The following is an 18,238-nucleotide window of genomic DNA, read 5'->3' as shown; positions in this document are numbered from 1 at the left end:
GGTCACCCGAGCCTTTCTTTGCGACCCAGCAGACCCTGGGGTCTGACCAGCAGGATGATGATCAGCACGACGAGGGCTCCCGCGTACTTGAGGTCGGACGGGATCCACAGCGTCGAGACCTCGACGACGATGCCGACGATCAGCGAGCCGAGGAGGGCGCCGAACGCGGTGCCGAGCCCGCCCAGGGTGATCGCGGCGAAGATGAGCAGCAGCATCTGCGTGCCCATGTTCCACTGCACGCCGGGGCGGAAGTACGCCCACAGCACGCCGGAGATCGCCGCGAGCGCTCCGGCGAGCACCCACACGATCCGGATGACCCGGTCGACGTTGATCCCGGATGCCGCGGCCAGCTGCGGGTTGTCCGAGATCGCGCGCGTCGCCTTGCCGATGCGGGTGCGCAGCAGGAAGAACGCCACCGCGACAATGACCACGATGCTCACGCCCATGCTGACCAGGTCGATGTACGACAGCGAGATCGGGCCGAACTGGATCGGCGTCGGGCTCGCCCCGGGCAGCTGATAGGTCTTGCCGCCGACGAAGAACTGGTAGACGTACCGCAGCGCCAGCGACAGGCCGATGCTCACGATCATGAGCTGGACGATCCCGAGGCCCCGACGGCGCAGCGGCCGCCACAACCCGGCATCCATCGCCAGTCCCAGCCCCGCCCCGGCCAGCACCGCCGCCAGCACGCCGAGCCAGATCGGCAGCTGCCACGTCGTGCTGAACAGCAGTGCGACGAGTGCCCCCCACGTCACCATCTCGCCGTGGGCGAAGTTCGACAGGCCCGTCGTGCCGTAGATGAGCGCCGCGCCCATCGCGGCCAGCGCCAGCAGCAGGCCGAAGTTCAGGCCGTTGACGAGCCGGATGGCGAGCTGGTCGGCGAAGGAGGTCGTCTGCCGCTGCCCTTCGCCGAGGAAGAGGTTCACGATCTTCGTCTTCGTCAGGCCGAACTCGACCTCGAACGATCCCGTCGTGCCCTGCACCGGCTGTAGGCCCTCGGGCAGCAGCGACGGATCGACGATCACGCCGTCGGGGAGGGTCGACTCGTCGACGACGAGCGTGTACTTCTCCTTCTCCGGGACGTACAGGCGCCACTTGCCCTCGGCATCCGTCACGGTCTCAGCCTCGAACCCGTTGCCGTTCACCGACACCGTCACGTCGGGGACGGGTTCGTCCTCGAAGGTGATGACCCCGCCGAAGTAATAGTCGGTCTGCTCCTGATCACCCCCCGGAGTGTCCGGTGCGGCGGCGTGTGCCGCCGTCGCGGGGCTGCTGAGGACGAACAGGCTCGCAGCCAGCAGCGCCCCCAGGAAGAGCACGATCCACCTCAGTGGAGTTCGCGCGGTGACGGTCGTGGGACTCAAAGGTTCCTCCAGTCCGGCGCACCATTTCGGGTGATGCGGTCGCATCGACGTTGATCAACGACGGTACGAGCGTAATGTGTCGGGATTGTTTCACCTACAGACCTTGTTCGGTGCGGCGTGGCGTGGCATAGGCGCTCACCGCGGGGGAATGCCGCGCCGTGCGCGCGACTTACAATCGATACACGCGCGCGCGAGGCATCGGAGGACCTGTGGAGCACAACGACCCGTTCGGATTCGTCGGACTGACCTATGACGACGTGCTGCTCCTGCCGGGGCACACCGACGTCATCCCCTCCGAAGCCGATACGAGTTCGCGTGTCACGCGCCGCATCACGGTGGCGACGCCCCTGCTCTCCGCCGCGATGGACACCGTCAGCGAGGCCCGCATGGCGATCGCCATGGCCCGGGAGGGCGGTCTCGGCATCCTGCATCGCAACCTCGCCATCGCCGAGCAGGCCGCCATGGTCGACCAGGTCAAGCGCAGCGAGTCGGGCATGATCACCGACCCCATCACCACCACCCCCGACGCCACCATCGACGAGGTCGACGCCCTGTGCGGGCAGTACCGCATCTCTGGGCTCCCGGTCGTCGACGAGGACGGGCGCCTGGTCGGCATCATCACCAACCGCGACATGCGGTTCGTCTCGGGCTTCGAGCGCCAGACGACGAAGGTCCGCGACGTCATGACGAGCGAGGGCCTCGTCACCGGGCGCGTCGGCATCGGGGCGAACGAGGTCATCGCGCTGTTCGCGCAGCACCGCGTCGAGAAGCTGCCCCTCATCGACGACGACGGCAAGCTCGCCGGGCTCATCACGATCAAGGACTTCGACAAGAGCGAGAAGTACCCACTCGCCACGAAGGACGACCAGGGGCGCCTGCGCGTGGGCGCGGCGATCGGCTTCTTCGGCGATGCGTGGGAGCGCGCCGAGGCCCTCCGCGACGCCGGTGTCGACGTCATCGTCGTCGACACCGCGAACGGCCAGTCGCAGGGCGTCATCGACATGGTGCGCCGCCTCAAGGGCGACGCGTCGTTCGCGCACATCGACGTCATCGGCGGCAACGTCGCGACCCGGGAAGGCGCGCAGGCGCTCATCGAGGCTGGAGTGGATGCCGTCAAGGTCGGCGTCGGACCGGGCTCGATCTGCACGACGCGCATCGTCGCGGGCGTCGGCGTGCCGCAGGTGACCGCGATCTGGGAGGCCTACCAGGCGGCCCGCGAGGCCGGCATCCCGGTCATCGCCGACGGCGGCCTGCAGTACTCCGGCGACATCGCGAAGGCCCTCGTCGCGGGCGCCGACACCGTCATGCTCGGGTCGCTCCTCGCCGGCACCGACGAGTCGCCGGGCGAGATCGTCTTCCAGGGCGGCAAGCAGTTCAAGCTCTACCGCGGCATGGGCTCGCTCGGCGCGATGCAGACCCGCGGCAAGAAGACGTCGTACTCGAAGGACCGCTACTTCCAGGCCGACATCCCCTCGGACGACAAGCTCATCCCCGAGGGCATCGAGGGCCAGGTCGCCTACCGCGGCCCGGTCTCGGCCGTCGCCTACCAGCTCGTCGGAGGGCTCCGGCAGTCGATGTTCTACGTCGGCGCCCGCACGATCGAGGAGCTGAAGGCCCGCGGCAAGTTCGTGCGGATCACCGCGGCCGGCCTCAAGGAGAGCCACCCGCACGACGTGCAGATCGTCGTCGAGGCCCCCAACTACAAGCACTGAGTCCGGGAGCGTCCGAGCGCTCCTCTTCCCCTCGCGAACCCCACGGCGGCGCCGCGGCTAGCGGGCCAGTCCGTGCACGGCGCGCGTCATCAGCGGTCGGATGTCCAGGGCCTGGTCGACTGTCAGCCGGTGCAGGAGGAGCCCCTCGGCCAGCGCCATGAGTGCGCGCGTGGCGGGCGCGGGGTCGGGGATGCCGGCATCCGTCACGATCCGCTCGGTCCAGCGCTCGAACTCCTGCCGCTGTCGGCGGAGGGGACCCAGGAGCTCGGCGTCCCCCGCGAGCTCGAGGAACAGCGCATATCGGGCGCGGGTGCGCGACGCGAACGGGCCGCTCTCGGTCTCGATCATCCGGATCAGTCCCTCGGCGAGGTCGTCCGGGCCGGTGACGGCGGGGACGGATGCCGCGGCGAAGTCGGCCCGTTCACGTTCCGCGATCCAGTCCACGACACCCGCCAGGAGTGCGCGTCGGGTGCGGAACCAGTTCGACGTGGATCCCGCCGGCAGTCCGGCCCGGTCGTCGACGCGCGCGTGGCTCAGCGCGCGGACGCCCTGCGTGCCGAGGAGGTCGACGGATGCCTCGAGCGCGCGCTCCCGCGTGGCAGCGGCCATGGACACCCCGTTCCGATCGGTCTACTATGAAAATAGTAGATCCCGCGAGCGAAGAAGGTCGCCATGGACACGCCTCAGCACGACACGCTTTTTCCGGCCGAATGGCCCGCGCTGCCGGATGCCCCCGGCTTCACGCATTCGATCGTCGAGACCCCGGGGCTGCGGACGCACCTGGCCGAGATCGGCGAGGGCGACCCTGTCCTCCTACTGCACGGGTGCCCGGAGCACTGGTGGCAGTGGGAGACCGTCGCCCCGCTCGTCGCCGCCCGCGGCTACCGGGTGCTGTGCCCGGATCTGCGGGGAGCGGGGTGGACCGCCGCCGCCGACGAGCACATGGACAGGGAGACGCGCCTGCAGGACATCCTCGCGATCCTGGATGAGCTCGGCATCGCCCGCGCCCACCTGTTGTCGCACGACCTGGGCGCGCTGACCGCGATGCAGCTCTCCTACGAGCACCCCGAGCGCGTCCGCAGGGCCGTGCAGCTGTCCGTCCCGCCCGCCTTCATGGCGTTCAGCCTGCGCACACTGCCGGGCTTCAAGCACCTTCCGGCGTTCCTCTTCCATCGACCGGGCGCCTCGCTGCGCGGCACCTTCTCGTCCGAGTACGCGGCGCGGCCGCTTCCGGATGCCGTCATCGACGCCCACCTCGCGCCGCTGCGTCGCCCCGAGATCGACCGCGCGATCCGGTCGGCGAGCCGGCGGCTCATCGTGCCCGAGGGGCTGCGGATGACCGCCGGTGTCTACCGCCGCCGCCGTCTCACTGTGCCGACCCGGTTCGTCTACGGCCGTGAGGATCGGTTCTGGAATGAGGCGATCATGCGGCGCATCTGCCGCCACCCCGAGCGCTACGCCGACCGGGTCGACTTCGCCTATGTCGACGGCGCGTCTCACTTCATGACCGATGATGCCCCCGGCGCCGTGGCCGACGTGGCCCTCGAGTGGATCGAGCAGGATGCCGGGGCCCCCACCGGAGGGCCGGAGGCGATCCGGTGGGGATGAGGCGAGGCATCCACCGGCGACTCCGGAGGGGTTCGGCTGGACCGGTCGTCCCGACGCCGGGAACCCGCGCGCTCACAGCCCCTCCCGGTAGGCTGGCAGGGTGAGCATGGAGATCGAGCTCGGCCGCGCCAAGCGCGCCCGCCGCGCGTATGCGTTCGACGACATCGCGGTTGTGCCCTCGCGGCGCACCCGCAACCCCGAGGACGTCTCCACGGCCTGGTCGATCGACGCCTTCGGGTTCGAGATCCCCGTGCTCGGCGCTCCCATGGATTCGGTCATGAGCCCGACGACGGCCATCATGCTCGGTCAGCTCGGCGGCCTCGGCGTGCTCGACCTCGAGGGCGTGTGGACGCGTTACGACGACCCCGAGCCGCTCCTCGCCGAGATCGCCGGTCTCGCGCCGCACGAGGCGACCCGCCGCATGCAGGAGCTCTACGCCGAGCCGATCAAGCCCGAGCTCGTGCGCGACCGCCTCGCCGAGATCCGCGACGCCGGCGTCACCGTCGCGGGGTCTCTCACCCCGCAGCGCACGCAGGAGCTGTACGAGACCGTTGTCGCCGCCGGCGTCGACCTGTTCGTCATCCGCGGCACCACCGTCTCGGCCGAGCACGTCTCGAGCGACGCGGCACCGCTGAACCTCAAGAAGTTCATCTACGACCTCGACGTCCCCGTCATCGTCGGCGGCGCCTCGACCTACACCGCGGCCCTGCATCTCATGCGCACCGGCGCGGCGGGCGTGCTCGTCGGCTTCGGCGGGGGAGCGGCGTCGACGACCCGCGCGACCCTCGGCATCCATGCCCCCATGGCGACGGCGGTCGCCGACGTGGCCGGCGCGCGCCGCGACTACCTGGACGAGTCCGGCGGCCGCTACGTGCACGTCATCGCCGACGGCGGCGTCGGCACGTCCGGCGACATCGTGAAGGCCCTCGCGATGGGCGCGGATGCCGTCATGCTCGGCGTCGCGCTCGCGCGCGCAACCGATGCGCCCGGCCGCGGATTCCACTGGGGGCCCGAGGCGCACCACCCCACGCTGCCGCGCGGCCGCCGCGTCGAGGTCGGCCAGGTCGCCCCCCTCGAGGAGATCCTGTACGGCCCGGCGCCCGTCGCCGACGGCACCGCCAACCTCATCGGCGCGCTCCGCAAGTCGATGGCCACGACCGGATATTCCGACCTCAAGGAGTTCCAGCGCGTCGAGGTCGTCGTCGCGCCGTACTCCGCGAACTGATGTGGATGCCCGGTCGTTGAGCGAGAAGCCGGTCGCGGCGCGCCCGCCCGAGCGCGCCGAGGTGTTCCCGCCCACGCTGCGCGAGGTCATGCTGCGGCCGTGGTGGCTCGGGATGCTGGCGTTCGCCCTGCTGGTCGCGGCGGTGTTCGCGTGGCTCGGGCAGTGGCAGCTGGGGCGCGCGATCGACACGAATCCCCCGCCTCCCGGGGCAACCGAGCAGGTGCGACCCCTCGCCGACGTCGTGGCGCCCGGTGCCTACCTGCCGGAGCCGCTCGTGGGGCAGCGGGTCGAGGTGACCGGCACTTTTGTGCCGGGGGACTTCCTCGTCGTCTCGTCGCGCTACAACGACGGCGTCGCCGGGTACTGGGTGACCGGTCAGCTGCGGCTGGACGCGACCGCGCCCACCTCGCTCGCGGTGGCGCTCGGCTGGGCCGCTGATCGCGAGAGCGCGGATGCCGCGGCATCCGCTCTCAACGACGCCCCCGCCGACACGGTGACGCTCGTCGGCCGGCTCATCGCCGACGAGGGACCGGCGGCCCCGCCGCGCGAGGGCCCCGCGACCGAGATGACGCGGATGTCGCCGGCGGCCCTCCTCGGCTGGTGGCACGACGTCGACGATCTGAACGTGTACCGGCCCTACCTCGTCGCCGACGCGGGGGAGACCCTGCCCGACGGGCTCGTCGCGATCGATTCGCCCGCGCCCGAGGAGGGCTCCGGCGTCAACTGGCTGAACGTGTTCTACGCGGCGGAGTGGGCGATCTTCGCGGGCTTCGCGTTCTACATGTGGTACCGCCTCGCCCGCGACGCGTGGGAGAAGGAGGTCGAGGCGCTCGAGGAGGCCGCGGCCGGAGCGGGGCCCCCCGGCGACTAGACTGGAGGGCATGCCTCAGCCCAAACTCGCCACGTTTCCGGCGATCCGAGGGGCGCTGAAGTTCTACCAGATCGCGTCGGTGATCACCGGTGTCATGCTGCTGTCGCTGTGCGCCGAGATGATCATCAAGTACGGCTTCCACTACGAGTTGTTCCTCGGCGGATCCGGCGGCTTCCTCTGGTTCGCGCCGGTCGACGCCTTCGGCGAGTCCACGGGCGACGGGGTGAACCTGTCGCTCGGCATCCTCATCGCGCACGGCTGGTTCTACGTCGTGTACCTCTTCGCGTGCTTCCGCGTGTGGAGCCTCATGCGCTGGGGCTTCGTCCGGTTCGTGACGCTCGCGCTCGGCGGCATCGTGCCGCTGCTGTCGTTCTTCATGGAGGCGCGCGTGGGCCGCGAGGTGAAGGCGTACCTCGCCGAGCGCGAGGCCTCCGAGGCGGCTGCGGCCGCGCTCGCACATCCGGTTCCCGAGTCTGTCGACGGAGCCGCCCCGGCATCCACCACGGAAGGCACCCGGTGACCACTCAGACCGAGACCGCCCAGCGTCCCGTCCTCGTCGTCGATTTCGGCGCGCAGTACGCGCAGCTCATCGCGCGGCGCGTCCGTGAGGCGGGTGTGTACAGCGAGCTCGTCCCGCACACCGTGACGGCCGCCGAGGTCGAGGCCCGCAATCCGGTCGCGCTCATCCTCTCCGGCGGGCCGTCGTCGGTGTACGAGCCCGGTGCGCCCGCACTCGACCCCGGTGTGCTGCAGCTCGGCATCCCCACGCTCGGCATCTGCTACGGCTTCCAGGTGATGGCCCAGCAGCTCGGCGGCGAGGTCGCGAACACGGGCCTGCGCGAGTACGGCGCGACGGATGCCGTGATCGCGAACGACGGCGGCGTCCTTCTCGGCGGCCAGCCCTCCCAGCAGAACGTCTGGATGAGCCACGGCGACCAGGTCGCCCGCGCCCCCGAGGGCTTCGAGGTGCTCGCCTCCACGGCCGCCACCCCCGTCGCCGCCTTCGGCAACGCGGAGAAGTGCTTCTACGGCGTGCAGTGGCACCCCGAGGTCAAGCACTCCGACCACGGCCAGGAGGTGCTGCAGAACTTCCTGCACAAGGCCGCGGGGCTCGCCTCGGACTGGAACAGCGGCAACGTCATCGCCGAACAGGTCGCGCGCATCCGCGAGCAGATCGGCACGGGCCGCGTGCTCTCGGCACTGTCGGGCGGCGTCGACTCCGCCGTCTCGACCGCACTCGTGCACGAGGCGGTCGGCGACCAGCTCGTCGCCGTGTTCATCGACCACGGGCTCCTGCGCAAGGGCGAGCGCGAGCAGGTGGAGAACGACTACGTCGCCTCCACGGGCGTGCGCCTCATCACCGTCGACGCGCGCGAGACGTTCCTGACCGCGCTCGCCGGTGTCAGCGACCCGGAGCAGAAGCGCAAGATCATCGGGCGCGAGTTCATCCGCGCATTCGAGAAGGTGCAGCAGGAGCTCCTGGCGGAGGCGGAAGCCGAGGGCGACCCGATCCGGTTCCTCGTGCAGGGGACGCTGTACCCCGACGTCGTCGAATCCGGCGGCGGTGCGGGCACCGCGAACATCAAGAGCCACCACAACGTGGGCGGCCTGCCGGAGGACCTGCAGTTCGAGCTCGTCGAGCCGCTGCGGACGCTGTTCAAGGACGAGGTCCGCGCGATCGGACGCGAGCTGGGACTGCCCGCCGAGATCGTCGGCCGCCAGCCGTTTCCGGGCCCCGGCCTCGGCATCCGGATCGTGGGTGAGGTCACCGCTGACCGCCTTGAGATCCTGCGTGACGCCGACGCCATCGCCCGCGAGGAGCTGACGCGCGCGGGGCTGGACGGCGAGATCTGGCAGTGCCCCGTCGTGCTGCTCGCCGATGTCCGCTCGGTCGGCGTCCAGGGCGACGGCCGCACGTATGGGCATCCGATCGTGCTGCGTCCGGTGTCATCGGAGGACGCGATGACCGCCGACTGGACGCGCCTGCCCTACGACGTGCTGTCGAAGATCTCGAACCGCATCACGAACGAGGTGCGCGAGGTCAACCGGGTCGTGCTTGACGTCACGTCCAAGCCCCCGGGAACCATCGAGTGGGAGTGATCTGACCGGATGCCGGGGCGCGCGCCCCGGCATCCGTCGTCTCACCCGGCATCCGCCCGCGCCGAGACACGCTTCCTGCACCGAGACACGGGTGCACAGCGCGTGTCTCGGTGCGCACACCGCGTCTCGCGGGCGCGGGGTGGGCCGGCGGGCGCGCGTGGCGGGGGATGCGAAAGGCCCGCCCGGCGGAGCCGGACGGGCCTGTCAGCGAGAGCCGCGGGTCAGTTGTTGCCGCGGAGGATCGCGATGAGGCGCAGGATCTCGATGTAGAGCCAGACGACCGTGACCATGATGCCGAAGGCGCCGAGCCAGCCGTACTCGCGGGGAGCGCCGTTGCGCACGCCCTGCTGCACCGAGTCGAAGTCGAGCACGAGCGAGTACGCCGCCATGATCACGACGAGGACGCCGATGATGACACCCAGCGGGATGCCCGCGATGCTGTAGTTCGACAGCATGCCGAAGGGGCCGCCGCTGCCGGCGGGGAACGCGCCGAACATCATCATGACGACGTTGATGAGCGAGAACACCAGGTAGCCGACCATCGCGATCATGAAGATCTTCGTGGCCTTGGCCGAGGCGCGGACCTTGCCGCTGGCGAAGAGGGCGAGGGTCACGCCGACGACCGACAGCGTCGCGAGGGTGGCCTGCATGACGATGCCGGGCCAGATGAACTCGAAGAACGCCGAGATGCCGCCGATGAACAGGCCCTCGAAGGCGGCGTACCCGAAGATGAGGCCCGGGCGGACCTTCTTGCGCGAGGTGAACGTCACGACCATCGCGAGGACGAAGCCGCCCATCGCGCCGATGATCCACGGCATCATCGTCGGCACGGGGTTCGCGGCGGTGACCGGCGACATGGTCCAGATCCAGCCGACAACGGCCGTCACGAGAAGGATGCCGAAGAGCGCGAGCGTCTTGACGACGGTGTCCTCGACGGTCATGCGACCGGTCTGGACCGCACCGGCGGCGGGGGCGGCGAACGCGCCCTCGAGCTGCGCTTGTGCGGCGACGTCGACGGACTGCGCGGTGGTCGCGGCGAACTGGGTCTGGGCAGCCGGCGGGGTCAGCCCGGGCCGCTGTTCCTGGAACGCGGGGTGGCGGAATGCGGGGTTGCTGCTCGAGGCCATTGTGGTCTCACTCCAATACGAGGATGGCCGCAGCGGGTACTGCGGGATTCCAGCGTATCCGACGGCGGTTCTCGGTGGCAGGTGCGGCCCTGTGAGCACCCTTTGAACCCGGCATCCGCGCCGGGTGGGCCGGCCCGCGTCGATAGCCTGGACGCATGCCTCGACGCCGGCCGCTGGTCATCGGACACCGCGGTGCGCCCGGGTACCGCCCGGAGCACACGCGCTCGTCGTACGACCTTGCGCTCGCCCTCGGCGTCGACGCCGTCGAGCCGGACGTCGTCTTCACCGCCGACGGCGTGCTCGTCGTGCGGCACGAGAACGAGATCGGCGCGACCACCGACGTCGCCGACCACCCGGAGTTCGCGCGGCGTCGCACGACCAAGACGATCGACGGCGCCGAGCACACCGGGTGGTTCACCGAGGACTTCACCTGGGACGAGCTGGCGACGCTGCGCTGCCGCGAGCGCCTGCCGCAGCTGCGTGCCGCCAGCGCGTCGTTCGACGGCGAGCAGCCGCCGCTGCGGCTGCGCGACGTGCTCGACCTCGTCCGTCAGGCCTCGCTCGACCAGGGGCGCGAGATCGGCGTCGTGCTGGAGATCAAGCACGCGACGTACTTCTCCGGGCTGGGCTACGACGTCGCGGGCGCCATCGCGGCAGAGCTGCGCGACGCCGGCTGGGCGACGGGTCGACTGCCCCTCTACCTGGAATCGTTCGAGCAGACGGTGCTCGAGGCCGTCCGCGCCGAGGGGGTCCGCGGCACCTACATCTACCTGCTCGAGGCCGCGGGAAGCCCGTACGACCTCGTCGCGCGTCAGGGGCGCGCCGCGCCGACCTACCGCGAACAGGCGACGCCTGCGGGGCTTGACCGCCTCGTCGGCCGGGTGGACGGCATCAGCGTCGACAAGCGTATGATCCTCGCTCCCGACAAGCTCGGCCGGGCGACCGGCCCGGCATCCGTCGTCGCCGACGCGCACGCCCGCGGCTTGCGCGTCTTCACGTGGACCTGTCGCCCGGAGAACGCGTTTCTCGTCGGGCAGTTCCGGCGAGGGCGGGCGAAGGCCGAGTTCGGCGACTATGCCGCGGAGTGGCGCATGATCGCGGATGCCGGGGTCGACGGCGTCTTCGTCGACCATCCCGATCTCGGGGTCGCCTTCTTCCGAGGATGACGGGCGCAGCCGCGGCGACCCCCTAGGGTGAGGTCATGACCGACCTCGGGATCGTCGCGTCCGGTGTACGTCGCTCCTTCGGGGCCGTCCAGGCTGTCCGCGAGGTGAACCTCGAGGCGCGCGCCGGAGCCGTCACGGGCCTCGTCGGGCCCAACGGCTCGGGCAAGACGACCCTGCTGCTCATGCTCGCCTCACTGCTCGCGCCCGACGCCGGGACGATCCGCATCGGCGGCATCGACCCTGTCGCCCAGCCCGATGCGGCGCGCGCGATCCTCGGCTGGATGCCCGACGCGCTCGGCGCGTGGCCGTCGCTGACGGCACGCGAGACGCTCGTGATGACGTCGCGACTGTACGGGCTCGATGCCGCGGCGGCCGCGGGCGGCGCGGCGCGACTGCTCGCCGAGGTGGGGCTCACGCACCTGGCCGATGCGCCGGCCCGCGTGCTGTCGCGCGGGCAGAAGCAGCGGCTGGGTCTCGCCCGCGCCCTCGTCCACGACCCGCGAGTGCTGCTGCTGGACGAGCCCGCGTCGGGCCTCGATCCGCAGGCGCGCATCGACCTGCGCGTGCTGCTGCGGCGCCTCGCCGCCGAGGGTCGCACCATCCTCATCTCGAGCCACATCCTGTCCGAACTCGAGGAGGTCGTCGACGACGCCGTGTTCCTCGTGGAAGGCGCGACCGTCAGCAGCGACCGCGTCGCCGCCGCCGCGACGCGGCGACGCACGTGGCGCATCCGCCTGGCCGACCGCGAGCCCGTCGCGGCCGTCCTCCCGGTGGCGCAGGCGCTCGGGCTTGACGCCGCCCTCATCCCCATCGACCGGCGCGACCTGCTCGTCGGCTTCGCGGGCGATGTCGAGGCGGCGTCGGCGCTGGCTGCGCTCGTGGCCGCGGGACTCCCGGTCGCCGAGTTCGCCGCCGCCACGGGCCTGCTCGAACACACCTTCCTCGACCTCGAAGGGGGCCGCGCGTGAACCTGTCGCGTCTGTGGACGATCGCGCGCCTCGAGCTGCTCCAGCGCGTGCGGACGGTGTCGTGGTACGTGCTGCTCGGCGTGTTCGCACTGCTGCTCGTGGGTGTGACCGCACTGTCGTTCCTCGGCTACGGCGGCTGGGGCATGGCCGGCCCGGGCGTGTACTCGATCGTCGTGTACGTCACCCTGCTCCTGGTGCTCCTCGTCTCCCCGACCCTCAGCGGCAACAGCATCAACGGCGACCGGGATGCCGCGACCCTCGCGCCCGTGCAGGTGACGCTCGTCACCACCGGCGAGATCCTCCTCGGCAAGTTCCTCGCGGCGTGGATCACCGGTCTCGCCTTCGCCGGCGTCGCCGCGCCGTTCCTCGTGATCGCAACGCTCGCGGGCGGGGTCAACCCCTGGACCGTCCTGATCTCGCTCGCCGTCCTCGTCGTCGAAACCGGCGTCATCGCCGCGATCGGGGTGGCGCTGTCCGGCATCCTCGCCCGTCCCCTCTTCTCCGTCGCCGTCACCTATCTGGTCGTCGCCGCCCTCGCCGTCGGCACCGTGATCGGCTTCGGGCTCATCGGCACCGCCACCGCCAGCGAGGGCGTCTCCCTGTCGCGGTCGGCCGAGTACGGCGACAACGGCCCGCTGTGCAAGGACGGATCGGACGATTGCTGGGACGACCCCGAGCAGATGGTGTGCGGCGAGTGGACCCGCACGACCTACCCCGTCCCTCGCTTCGACCGGGTGTGGTGGTTGCTGTCGGCGAATCCGTTCGTCATCCTCGCCGACGCCGTGCCGACGAGCTTCGACCGGTACGGCAACCCGGACGATCTGTTCGGGTCGCTGAAGTACACCGTGCGCAGCGCGCAGCGCACGCCCGATCTCGAGACGCGCTGGGACGAGTGCGATCCGACGTACTCCTTCGGCGAGAGCGACTACCCGACACCCGAGGAGATCATCGACCAGACCGTGCCGGGATGGTTCGTCGGGCTCGGAGTGCAGCTGGCCCTGGCCGTCCTGCTGCTGTGGTGGGCGTGGGCGCGCACCCGGACGCCCGCTCGCCAGCTGCCGCCCGGTACCCGCATCGCGTAGTCGACGACACCCGGCGATCGCGCTGCGCCTGCCCTCCAGCGCCGCACTCGCGGCCAGTCCGGACGGCGACCCGGCATCCCGATTCGCGGCGGCCGCCTCGCACGGCACCGTGGACTCCTCGTTCCGCTCCGCGGCGATCGGCGCGGACGGACGCGTGACGGTCGTGATCGAGATGACCGGCGACCCCGTCGCCGTCGTCCAGGCAGAGAAGGGCCGCGAGCTCACCCCGGGTGAGCGCGGCGACGTCAAGGGCAAGCTCAAGAAGGCGCAGGACTCCATCCGGGGGACGATCACCAGCAAGGGCGGCGAGATCCAGGCCCAGACGCAGTCGGCCTACAACGGCTTCCAGGCCTCGGTGCCCGTCGACCAGGTCGACGCCGTCGCGTCGCTGCCCGGCGTCGTGGCGGTGCACCCCGTGCGCACCTACGCCGTCGACAACGCCGTCTCGGTGCCGTTCCTGGGGTTGCCGCAGGTGTGCCAGAACACCGGCTACACCGGCCAGAACGTCAAGGTCGCGATCATCGACACGGGCATCGACTACACGCACGCCACCTTCGGCGGCCCCGGCGCGACCGAGGCCTACGAGGCGGCGCACGCGGCGGAGGCCCAGCCCGCCGACCCGGCATGGTTTGGCCCGGATGCGCCGCGCGTCAAGGGCGGCATCGACCTCGTCGGCGACGACTACAACGCCGATTCCTCCAGCGACGCCTACCAGCCCGTCCCGCACCCCGACGACAACCCGCTGGACTGCAACGGCCACGGCTCCCACGTCGCCGGCACGACCGGCGGCTCCGGCGTCCTCGCCGACGGGACGACCTACCCGGGTCCGTACGACGAGTCCACGCCGTCGAACACGTTCCGCGTCGGTCCGGGCGTCGCGCCCCAGGTCGACCTGTACGCCGTGCGCGTGTTCGGCTGCGAGGGGTCGACGGATGTCGTCGTGCCCGCCCTGGACTGGGCGGTCGAGCACGGCATGGATGTCGTGAACCTGTCGCTCGGATCCTCCTTCGGGCGTGGAGATGACCCGGATGCCGTGGCGGCCGCCAACGCGGTCGGCGCGGGCGTCGTGGTGGTCGCCTCGGCCGGCAACGCGGGACACAACCCGTATCTCACCAGCTCGCCGGGCACCGGCGACGGTGTCATCGCGGTCTCGGCGGTCGACAGCGCCGAGAGCTTCCCGGGCGCCACGGTCACCGTGGGGGGGCGCGACGGTGGAAGCCATCAACGCCAACGGCGCGGACCTCCACGGTCTCGGCGAGCTCGAGGTGGTGCGCCTGACGTGCGAGAACGCCCTCGGGTGCTCGCCGGAGGCGTTCACCGCCGCCGGTGTCGTCGAGGGGGGCAACCAGCTCGCGGTCGTCGACCGCGGCGACTGCGCCCGCGTCGCGAAGAAGATCCACGGCCAGCAGGCCGGGGCCGCCGCGGTGCTCATGGTGAACAACACCGACGATCTGCCGCCGTACGAGGGCGTGATCACCTCGAACGCCGACACCGGCGAGCCGTACCTGGTGACGATCCCGTTCCTCGGCGTGCGGCAGTCCGACGGGGTCGCCTTCGAGGCCCCAGAAGCCGGGCCACCCCTCGCCCGCCCCGTAGCCGTCGAGCGAGATGATGTAGTCCACCATCAGAGTCGTCGCCATCGTCGTCTCCCTCTGGGCGCGGTGCGCCCATCACTCCATCGTGGAACGGGGCGGAGACGGAGGCAAGGGGATGCCGCGACGCGGCCGTCGGAGTCGCCGCACCCACGCGCGGTACGCGAGCGTCACGACGCCGAGGAGCACCAGCCACACCAGCAGGATGCCGGCAGGGATGATCGAGGCGAACGGCATTGCCGCCAGCGGGGTGACGCCGGCGATGCCGAGACGGATGAACTCGGCGACCACCGACGCCGCATAGACGACGCTCGAGGCGATCAGCCGACGCGCGGCCGCCCGCCGGTCGGGCAGGGCGCGTCGCGCCGCGATGCCGCACGCGAGGGAGCCGAATGCGGCGACGAGCACGCTGAGCCACACGACGACCCCGCCGACCGAGATGATGCTCTCGCCCAGCGCTCCGGCGCACAGGTTGGTCCGGTTGGCGCCCCAGCCCGAGGTCACGTTGTGGCACAGGATGCGGTAACCCACGATGTGGGCGGTGTCGAGGGCGGGGGCGAGGAGCGCCCCCGCGCACAGCGCGATCCACCCCACGGCGAGCAACCGGTCGCGGTCGAGCGTCATCCCGTCAGTCTCCTGACGAGCTGTCGGGCCGCGGGGGCGACACGCGGCATCCGACCGTCGCGCGCGCATGTTGCCGAGGAGAGTGCAGGATTCCGAGGAGCGGATGCCGCGGGCATCTCCTCGGAATCCGCCATCTCCTCGGAATCCGCCATCTCCTCGGAGTCCGGCGTGGGGCGGGGCGGACGTAGACGCGACGGCGGGAGTCGAAACTGCGCTTGCGCAGATTTCGTGGCTGCTCGAGAAGCGCGCAATCACGCGGGTCGTGCCGTCTCTCCGGGTCTGATTCCCCGACCAAATACGACTACGACGTCGCAATTCCTGAGGGCGCCGAGCTTCGAGAAACGGGCGGCGGGACGCTCGCCATCCTCGACCAAGAGGGCAATCCTGTCGCAATGCTCCTTCCGGCCTGGGCACGCGACGCGAATGGCGTAGCGGTGTCGACGCATTTCGCGCTCAAGGGCAACAAACTGGTGCAGTACGTTGATCACCGTCAGCCAGGCGTTGCCTATCCGGTCGTCGCGGACCCGAAGTTTGCATGGATGGGTGTTCTGCCCACCGTCAAGCTGAATCGTGGCGAGACCTACAACATGCGCTACTCGGCCATGCCCGGCAAGCTCGCACTCTGCGTGTCGCTCGGTGGCGTCGCCGGTGTCGCGCTCGCGATCCCCTGTGCTGCCAGCCTCGCGGTACTCAGCGCGAAAGCAGGTACGATCTACGCCAGCGGCAAGTGCATGCAGGTTCTCATCGGGCCCGGCATCCTTGGCGGCGTTGAGTACAAAGACAGCTACTGCAAGTAAGGACAGATGCGACGACTGTTTAGCTTCCAAGCCGGACGAGCACTGTTCGGATCGGTTCCTCGGGTGCTGATCGTGTTCGGGTCTCTCCTGGCCTACTACTTGCTTGCGATGTGGGTCGAGCCGTATGTTCCGTGGTGGCTCACAACCGTCGTGGGATTCGTGCTCCTCTTCGGATTGCTCTACCTCGGATCTGTTTGGCTGGACCACGACATCATGCGGGCAGCGGAGCAAGAGTCCTCCGACGGGGATCGAAGCTAGACCAATAGTGACCCCATTCGGCGAAGATGGGGTTCACCACGGGCGGCATCCGGCGTGTCTGACATACTCCAGATACGCCGGATGCCTTCTTTCATGCTGAGTCCCTGGTCGGTGACGTCCCGCTGGTTGGTGGAGTTTCTCGACACCGTGCGGGTCAGCTTCTGTGATTATGCCGCAGCGAGTTCGGGGATCGCGACCTCCTCTGCTTCGACTTGCAGGAGCTTCATGGAGTGTTCGCTGAAGTAGCGGCGGTCGGCGCCGTCCCATTCGTCGTGTTGCTCGATGAGGACGTGCCCGGCCAGGCGCAGTAGCGCGGCGGGGTTGGGGAAGGTTCCGACGACGTCGGTGCGGCGTTTGATCTCCTTGTTGACGCGTTCGAGCGGGTTCGTGGACCAGATCTGCCGCCAGTGCTGCTGCGGGAATCCGCAGAACGCGAGGATGTCGTTCTTGGCGTCCTCGAGCATGTCCGCGACCTTCGGATGCGACCTGGCGAGCATGCGGACGACCTCGTGGAACTGCGCGAACACGTGCTCCGTGTCCGGCTGCGCGAAGATCGTGCGGATGATCGACGCGACCATCGGGCCAGCCGTCTTCGGGACGTTGGCGAGCACGTTCCGCATGAAATGCACTCGGCAGCGTTGCCAGGCGGAGCCGACGAACACGGTCTCGATCGCTGCGATCAGCCCGGTGTGCGCGTCGCTGATCACGAGCTTCACCCCGTCCAGCCCACGCGCCTTCAACGAGCGCAGGAACGTGGTCCAGAACGGCTGCGACTCGGTGTCTCCGACCTCGAAGCCGAGCACCTCCCGCCGCCCGTCGGCCGCGACTCCCACGGCAACGACGACCGCCTGCGAGACCACCCGCCGGCCGACCCGGGCCTTGCAATAGGTCGCGTCGAGGAACACGTACGGGTAGGCGCTGTCGGCGAGGGGCCGGTCCCGGAACGCCGCGACGTCCTCGTCGAGGTTGCCGCAGATCCGCGACACCTCCGACTTGGAGATGCCGGTGTCCGCGCCCAGCGCCTTGACGAGGTCGTCGACCTTGCGGGTCGAGACGCCGTGGACGTAGGCCTCCATCACGACCGCGAACAACGCCTGATCGACCCTCCGGCGGCGTTCCAGCAGCGACGGGAAGAAGGACCCGGCCCGCAGCTTCGGGATCCGCAGCTCCAGATCCCCGGCTGTCGTCGACAGGGTGCGGGGCCTGGAGCCGTTGCGGACCGCGACGCGGCCCTCGGTGCGCTCATACGGGGCGGCGCCGATGAACGCCGCCGCTTCCGCGTCGATCAGCTCCTGATAGAGCGTCTCGGTCGCGACTCGGATCCGGTCGGTGACATCGGTGAGTTTCAGTTCCCCGAGGAGCTCGAGGAGGGCAGACTGGTTAAGAGCCATCGTGCGTTTGTGTCTTCCTGTGAGTGACTTTGATCGGTACTCACTGACCATCGCACGATGGCTCACCAACGTCTACGACGCCGACGACCCTGCCGGAAAACCCACCACCCCAGGGGACGTCACCCCCTGGTCGCTTCAAGGCGTGTCCAACCCGTTCATCGCCGACGAGGGGCAAATCGGCCCCGATCCCCTGGAAACACTGGGATCGCAGCCGTTCGCGCATCGACACGGCGGCGGGAGTCGAACCCGCAACGCAACCGGGTATGAGTCGGTGCCCGGGACCGCCCGGATCGCCGCGATGTCCTCCGACCATAAGCCGAAACGGGCCGGCGTCTGCAGAGCGGATGACGATT

16 protein-coding genes, 1 tRNA gene and 3 pseudogenes are annotated in these 18,238 nt (G+C 70.1%); 13 read left to right on the top strand and 7 right to left on the bottom strand.

What is annotated here, in order from left to right:
* Window positions 1-2: 2 nt before the first annotated feature.
* Window positions 3-1,364 carry a branched-chain amino acid ABC transporter permease gene (locus tag JOD60_RS15855; protein ID WP_232321642.1) on the bottom strand — a complete coding sequence of 454 codons (1,362 nt, stop codon included), beginning with the start codon at window positions 1,362-1,364 and terminating at the stop codon, window positions 3-5.
* A 209-nt stretch (window positions 1,365-1,573) separates the two neighbouring features.
* Here JOD60_RS15855 and guaB point away from each other — a divergent pair, with 209 nt between their 5' ends.
* Entirely contained in the window at window positions 1,574-3,076 is a 1,503-nt protein-coding gene (guaB, locus tag JOD60_RS15850) for an IMP dehydrogenase (RefSeq protein ID WP_076691562.1), read from the top strand.
* Between the two features lie 57 nt (window positions 3,077-3,133).
* On the opposite strand, the gene JOD60_RS15845 is transcribed toward guaB, so the two are convergent.
* Window positions 3,134-3,685 (bottom strand): TetR/AcrR family transcriptional regulator, encoded by a 552-nt coding sequence (locus tag JOD60_RS15845; protein WP_076691561.1) that lies wholly within the window; start codon window positions 3,683-3,685, stop codon window positions 3,134-3,136.
* A 63-nt stretch (window positions 3,686-3,748) separates the two neighbouring features.
* Here JOD60_RS15845 and JOD60_RS15840 point away from each other — a divergent pair, with 63 nt between their 5' ends.
* From JOD60_RS15840 to guaA, 5 genes are all read left to right on the top strand, one after another.
* A complete protein-coding gene (locus tag JOD60_RS15840) occupies window positions 3,749-4,684 on the top strand; it encodes an alpha/beta fold hydrolase (RefSeq protein ID WP_076691560.1) in 936 nt (311 codons plus the stop codon).
* 106 nt (window positions 4,685-4,790) lie between these two features.
* Window positions 4,791-5,909, top strand: coding sequence for a GuaB3 family IMP dehydrogenase-related protein (locus JOD60_RS15835; RefSeq protein WP_076692255.1), 1,119 nt, complete (start codon window positions 4,791-4,793; stop codon window positions 5,907-5,909).
* A gap of 88 nt (window positions 5,910-5,997) precedes the next feature.
* Window positions 5,998-6,780: an SURF1 family protein gene (locus tag JOD60_RS15830; protein WP_084202184.1), complete on the top strand. Its 783-nt coding sequence runs from the start codon at window positions 5,998-6,000 to the stop codon at window positions 6,778-6,780.
* Between the two features lie 10 nt (window positions 6,781-6,790).
* Window positions 6,791-7,300: a DUF3817 domain-containing protein gene (locus tag JOD60_RS15825; protein ID WP_076691559.1), complete on the top strand. Its 510-nt coding sequence runs from the start codon at window positions 6,791-6,793 to the stop codon at window positions 7,298-7,300.
* Window positions 7,297-8,880: a glutamine-hydrolyzing GMP synthase gene (guaA, locus tag JOD60_RS15820; RefSeq protein WP_076691558.1), complete on the top strand. Its 1,584-nt coding sequence runs from the start codon at window positions 7,297-7,299 to the stop codon at window positions 8,878-8,880. Before JOD60_RS15825 ends, guaA begins: the two co-directional genes overlap by 4 nt.
* A 221-nt stretch (window positions 8,881-9,101) precedes the next feature.
* Here the strand turns inward: guaA and JOD60_RS15815 are convergent, their stop codons facing one another.
* On the bottom strand, window positions 9,102-10,007 hold the full coding sequence (locus JOD60_RS15815; RefSeq protein WP_076691557.1) for a Bax inhibitor-1/YccA family protein: 906 nt from the start codon (window positions 10,005-10,007) through the stop codon (window positions 9,102-9,104).
* A gap of 155 nt (window positions 10,008-10,162) precedes the next feature.
* Here JOD60_RS15815 and JOD60_RS15810 point away from each other — a divergent pair, with 155 nt between their 5' ends.
* The 5 genes and pseudogenes from JOD60_RS15810 to JOD60_RS16905 form a co-directional block, all read left to right on the top strand.
* Entirely contained in the window at window positions 10,163-11,173 is a 1,011-nt protein-coding gene (locus JOD60_RS15810) for a glycerophosphodiester phosphodiesterase family protein (RefSeq protein ID WP_076691556.1), read from the top strand.
* 35 nt (window positions 11,174-11,208) lie between these two features.
* Window positions 11,209-12,141, top strand: coding sequence for an ABC transporter ATP-binding protein (locus JOD60_RS15805; RefSeq protein WP_076691555.1), 933 nt, complete (start codon window positions 11,209-11,211; stop codon window positions 12,139-12,141).
* A complete protein-coding gene (locus JOD60_RS15800) occupies window positions 12,138-13,223 on the top strand; it encodes an ABC transporter permease (RefSeq protein WP_076691554.1) in 1,086 nt (361 codons plus the stop codon). The genes JOD60_RS15805 and JOD60_RS15800 overlap by 4 nt, the downstream gene beginning before the upstream one ends.
* A 172-nt stretch (window positions 13,224-13,395) precedes the next feature.
* Window positions 13,396-14,355 (top strand): annotated as a pseudogene (locus JOD60_RS16910) (S8 family serine peptidase); the annotation flags it as partial.
* Window positions 14,243-14,716: pseudogene (locus JOD60_RS16905) on the top strand (PA domain-containing protein); the annotation flags it as partial. The pseudogenes JOD60_RS16910 and JOD60_RS16905, both read left to right, overlap by 113 nt.
* Before the next feature lie 57 nt (window positions 14,717-14,773).
* On the opposite strand, the pseudogene JOD60_RS16900 reads toward JOD60_RS16905, so the two are convergent.
* Window positions 14,774-14,863, bottom strand: a pseudogene (locus JOD60_RS16900) (dihydrofolate reductase family protein); the annotation flags it as partial.
* A gap of 30 nt (window positions 14,864-14,893) precedes the next feature.
* Window positions 14,894-15,439 carry a hypothetical protein gene (locus JOD60_RS16895; protein ID WP_232321641.1) on the bottom strand — a complete coding sequence of 182 codons (546 nt, stop codon included), beginning with the start codon at window positions 15,437-15,439 and terminating at the stop codon, window positions 14,894-14,896.
* A 392-nt stretch (window positions 15,440-15,831) separates the two neighbouring features.
* Between JOD60_RS16895 and JOD60_RS15790 the strand changes: the two genes are divergently transcribed.
* Together JOD60_RS15790 and JOD60_RS15785 are read left to right on the top strand one after the other, a co-directional pair.
* Window positions 15,832-16,236 carry a hypothetical protein gene (locus JOD60_RS15790; protein ID WP_157127971.1) on the top strand — a complete coding sequence of 135 codons (405 nt, stop codon included), beginning with the start codon at window positions 15,832-15,834 and terminating at the stop codon, window positions 16,234-16,236.
* 6 nt (window positions 16,237-16,242) lie between these two features.
* Window positions 16,243-16,494: a hypothetical protein gene (locus tag JOD60_RS15785; protein WP_157127970.1), complete on the top strand. Its 252-nt coding sequence runs from the start codon at window positions 16,243-16,245 to the stop codon at window positions 16,492-16,494.
* Window positions 16,495-16,661: 167 nt separating this feature from the next.
* Here JOD60_RS15785 and JOD60_RS15780 read toward each other — a convergent pair whose 3' ends face one another.
* Both JOD60_RS15780 and JOD60_RS15775 read right to left on the bottom strand, forming a co-directional pair.
* A complete protein-coding gene (locus tag JOD60_RS15780) occupies window positions 16,662-17,885 on the bottom strand; it encodes an IS256 family transposase (protein ID WP_076688550.1) in 1,224 nt (407 codons plus the stop codon).
* Window positions 17,886-18,110: 225 nt separating this feature from the next.
* Window positions 18,111-18,183 (bottom strand) — tRNA-Met (locus JOD60_RS15775).
* Between the last annotated feature and the right edge of the window lie 55 nt (window positions 18,184-18,238).

Origin of the sequence: Microbacterium aurum, from assembly GCF_016907815.1 — a bacterium.
GTDB lineage: Bacteria > Actinomycetota > Actinomycetes > Actinomycetales > Microbacteriaceae > Microbacterium > Microbacterium aurum.
The sequence above is the reverse complement of the archived record's forward strand: the minus strand, read 5'-3'. Positions and strand labels throughout refer to the sequence as shown.

Coding starts and splice junctions, on each gene's coding strand:
- JOD60_RS15845 (WP_076691561.1), bottom strand. CDS start 3,685: ATGGCCGCTGCCACGCGGGAGCGCGCGCTCGAGGCATCCGTCGACCTC.
- JOD60_RS15840 (WP_076691560.1), top strand. CDS start 3,749: ATGGACACGCCTCAGCACGACACGCTTTTTCCGGCCGAATGGCCCGCG.
- JOD60_RS15835 (WP_076692255.1), top strand. CDS start 4,791: ATGGAGATCGAGCTCGGCCGCGCCAAGCGCGCCCGCCGCGCGTATGCG.
- JOD60_RS15830 (WP_084202184.1), top strand. CDS start 5,998: ATGCTGCGGCCGTGGTGGCTCGGGATGCTGGCGTTCGCCCTGCTGGTC.
- JOD60_RS15825 (WP_076691559.1), top strand. CDS start 6,791: ATGCCTCAGCCCAAACTCGCCACGTTTCCGGCGATCCGAGGGGCGCTG.
- JOD60_RS15815 (WP_076691557.1), bottom strand. CDS start 10,007: ATGGCCTCGAGCAGCAACCCCGCATTCCGCCACCCCGCGTTCCAGGAA.
- JOD60_RS15810 (WP_076691556.1), top strand. CDS start 10,163: ATGCCTCGACGCCGGCCGCTGGTCATCGGACACCGCGGTGCGCCCGGG.
- JOD60_RS15805 (WP_076691555.1), top strand. CDS start 11,209: ATGACCGACCTCGGGATCGTCGCGTCCGGTGTACGTCGCTCCTTCGGG.
- JOD60_RS16895 (WP_232321641.1), bottom strand. CDS start 15,439: ATGACGCTCGACCGCGACCGGTTGCTCGCCGTGGGGTGGATCGCGCTG.
- JOD60_RS15790 (WP_157127971.1), top strand. CDS start 15,832: ATGCTCCTTCCGGCCTGGGCACGCGACGCGAATGGCGTAGCGGTGTCG.
- JOD60_RS15785 (WP_157127970.1), top strand. CDS start 16,243: ATGCGACGACTGTTTAGCTTCCAAGCCGGACGAGCACTGTTCGGATCG.
- JOD60_RS15780 (WP_076688550.1), bottom strand. CDS start 17,885: ATGGCTCTTAACCAGTCTGCCCTCCTCGAGCTCCTCGGGGAACTGAAA.